Origin of the sequence: uncultured Aurantimicrobium sp., from assembly GCF_936931525.1 — a bacterium.
Classification (GTDB): Bacteria; Actinomycetota; Actinomycetes; order Actinomycetales; family Microbacteriaceae; genus Aurantimicrobium.
Genome location: NZ_CAKZII010000002.1, coordinates 1 through 2942, shown reverse-complemented (window position 1 = coordinate 2942; position 2942 = coordinate 1). Strand labels below are relative to the sequence as shown.

The 2942-nt window shown below is 54.5% G+C and carries 3 protein-coding genes; 2 read left to right on the top strand and 1 reads right to left on the bottom strand.

Going from position 1 to position 2942, the window contains the following annotated elements:
* A partial coding sequence (locus Q0362_RS00030; protein WP_298118286.1) for an aldehyde dehydrogenase family protein occupies positions 1–138 on the top strand: 138 nt, incomplete at its 5' end.
* A 62-nt stretch (positions 139–200) separates the two neighbouring features.
* Here the strand turns inward: Q0362_RS00030 and Q0362_RS00025 are convergent.
* Positions 201–869: an IclR family transcriptional regulator gene (locus Q0362_RS00025; RefSeq protein WP_298118283.1), complete on the bottom strand. Its 669-nt coding sequence runs from the start codon at positions 867–869 to the stop codon at positions 201–203.
* A gap of 135 nt (positions 870–1004) precedes the next feature.
* Between Q0362_RS00025 and Q0362_RS00020 the strand changes: the two genes are divergently transcribed.
* The gene (locus Q0362_RS00020; protein ID WP_298118281.1) at positions 1005–2900 is read left to right on the top strand and encodes an FAD-dependent monooxygenase; all 1896 of its coding nucleotides are present in this window, start codon (positions 1005–1007) and stop codon (positions 2898–2900) included.
* The last annotated feature ends 42 nt before the right edge of the window (positions 2901–2942 follow it).

The following is a 2942-nucleotide window of genomic DNA, read 5'->3' as shown; positions in this document are numbered from 1 at the left end:
GGAACTGTCTGGATCAACTCTCACGGTGGCGTACACCCCATGATTCCTTTCGGCGGATCCAAGCAGTCCGGTTACGGTCTGGAATTCGGCGTGGAAGGCCTCAAGGCACTGGGTATTCCTCAGGTCATCAGCGGCTAGTTCCCCACACAAATTTCGGGGCGTCCTCAACAGCTAAGGGCGCCCTGATTTGCATTTAAGCTCTAGCCACCAACGGCAAGAGTGATGCGTTCAGCTGCGGCAATCAGCACGCCTGCAATATGTTCCTTGTCCACCTCGTGCGGTAAATACAGAACTGCCAATGCAGAGGGCTGATTACTTGCAGACATGAGGGGAACTGCAATGGAAGCAATGCCGGGGAGAACCTCGTCCTGGCTATATTCGAAACGCTTAGGCGGGTAGCCGACAGGGTTCAGCAGGGAACGAATCACATGGCCTGGTGCACCGAGATCAATGGAGTGCCTCGTCCCCGGTTTCTTTGCAACCGTGGTTTGAGCGTTCAGGGGCTCGGCACTGCGCAGCGTGACCGCAGATTCCCCGTCATAAGAAACCAAGAAAGCGGTCATTTCGAGTTCTTCTGCAAGAGCGGCCAAGACAGGTGCGGCCGCTTCTTGTAGATCTTTTGCGACGCCGCGAGCCAAGGAGGCAATCCGCATGCCTAACACCAGGCTGCCAGCAGCGTCTTTTGAGACAAATCCATGCTGTTCCAGTGTCTTGATGAGGCGATAAACCATGGAACGGTGGATGCCTAGTTCGTGAGCAAGAGCACTGACACTCAAGGGCGCATCGGCTTCGCCTATGAGCTCAAGTGCGCGCAAGCCACGTGAGAGTGTTTGTGAACCGCTCTCGGGCTCTTTCGCTGAAGGATTCATTGCTCTCTCTTGCTCTGCGTTCTCTACTCAACCTATTGCATGCGGCCCAGAGAGTTGATAGAGTTGTATCTATATTTAGAATGGTGTCTCAATTATAGAGAATAATTGAGATTTACTCAATGAGGAGCTCACACCGTGCACATTCACGAACGTGGTTACGTATCAGAAGATCCACGCATCAAGCCAGCCGCAGGTTACGGAATCAACCGCCCAACCGAGCTCCCCGACAAAATGGATGTGCTGGTCGTGGGTACAGGACCCGCAGCTGTTGCGGTCATTGCTCAGCTTTCTCGCTTCCCCAGCATCAATGTGCGCGCGATTGAACAGCGCGCCGGTCGACTCGAGCAGGGACAGGCCGACGGTATCCAGGCGCGCTCAGTCGAGACGTTCCAAGCCTTCGGGTTCGCTGGTGAAATTGTCGATGAGGCCTACCGCAACGTAGAAATGTGCTTCTGGAAGCCCAATCCCGACAAGCCCGAAGAAATTATCCGCACTGAGCGCGTCCCTGATGACGCGCACGGCATCAGCGAGTTCCCTCACATTTACGTCAACCAGTCACGCGTCCTGGACTACTTCTTGCGCGATGCCGAACGCGCGCCTGGCAAGGTAGTGCCTGACTATGGCATTGAATTCGTCAGCCTTGAAATCGACAACACCCAGGAATATCCTGTTGCCACCCGCGTTCGGTATACCGCTGGTCCTCGCACTGGCGAAGAGCGCACGGTCTACTCGAAGTACCTGGTTGGCGGAGACGGTGCACGAAGCAAGGTCCGCACAGCTTTGGGCCACAAACTCCATGGAGATGCCTCTATGCATGCGTGGGGCGTACTCGACGTCCTCGTCAATACAGACTTCCCCGACTTCCAGGTCAAGTGTTCAATTCAGTCCCACAGTGCTGGAAACATCATGCTTATCCCTCGCGAGGGTGGTTTCCTTTCACGGCTTTATGTTGACCTCGGCGATCTGGATGAAGAAAACCCCGGCGACATCCGCAACACAAGCCAACAAGAAATCATTGACACCGCAAATGCCATCCTTCACCCCTACAAGCTGGATGTGAAAGGCGTGACTTGGTGGTCTGTCTATGAGGTCGCCCACCGCGTAACAGACGGTTTTGATGACGTTCCAGAAGAGCTGAGAGGCGTCCAGCAGCCACGCGCATTCATCATGGGTGATGCGTGCCACACTCACTCAGCAAAAGCTGGTCAGGGCATGAACGTGTCCATCCAGGATGGATGGAACCTGTCATGGAAGCTTGCTGCCGTCTTAGAAGGTCGCGCACCAGCTACCTTGCTCGACACCTACGCGTCAGAGCGCAGGGTCATTGCACAAAATCTCATCGATTTTGATCACGAGTGGTCTTCTCTCATGGCACGCCCTGTTGATGAGTGGGAAGACCCTGCTGGTCTCGCCAAGTTCTATGAGTCCACCATTGAGTTCCCCATGGGATTCATGACTCAATACCCCGAGAACCAAATCACTGCAGGAATGGAACACCAAGATCTTGCAGCTGGATTCCCCGTAGGCAAGCGTTTCAAGTCCACTGAAGTTATCCGCAGAGCAGACAACAGATGGCGTCAACTGGGCCACCTTCATGAAGCTGATGGGCGCTGGCGCGTCTATGTCTTTGCCGATGAAGCAGCACCTGCACTCGAAGGCACCCCTACCGCCGACTTTGCCCAGTGGTGGAAGAACGATGCAGCGTCACCTATGAAGAAATACACCCCAGTTGGAGGCGATGAAGATGCCACCTTCGATACCAAGGTGATTTACCAGCAGGACTACACCGTGGTTGAACCAGGTGACGTTCCTTCAGCGTTCAAGCCCCTCTTGGCCCCCCTGGGAATCGAAGATATTAACAACATCTTCTCGGCTGGTCATGGCCGCGATATTTTCCGCGACCGCGAGATTAGCAAGGCTGGGGCCATCGTGGTGGTTCGCCCCGACCAATATGTTGCTGGAGTATTCCCCATCACTGCTCGTGAAGAACTCCAGCAGTTCTTTGCACAGCACATGTTGCCTGTGAGCTAGGTTCTTGATTCAAAACAAGCTTGTGGCTTCACTCCATTCGAG

Coding starts and splice junctions, on each gene's coding strand:
- Q0362_RS00025 (WP_298118283.1), bottom strand. CDS start 869: ATGAATCCTTCAGCGAAAGAGCCCGAGAGCGGTTCACAAACACTCTCA.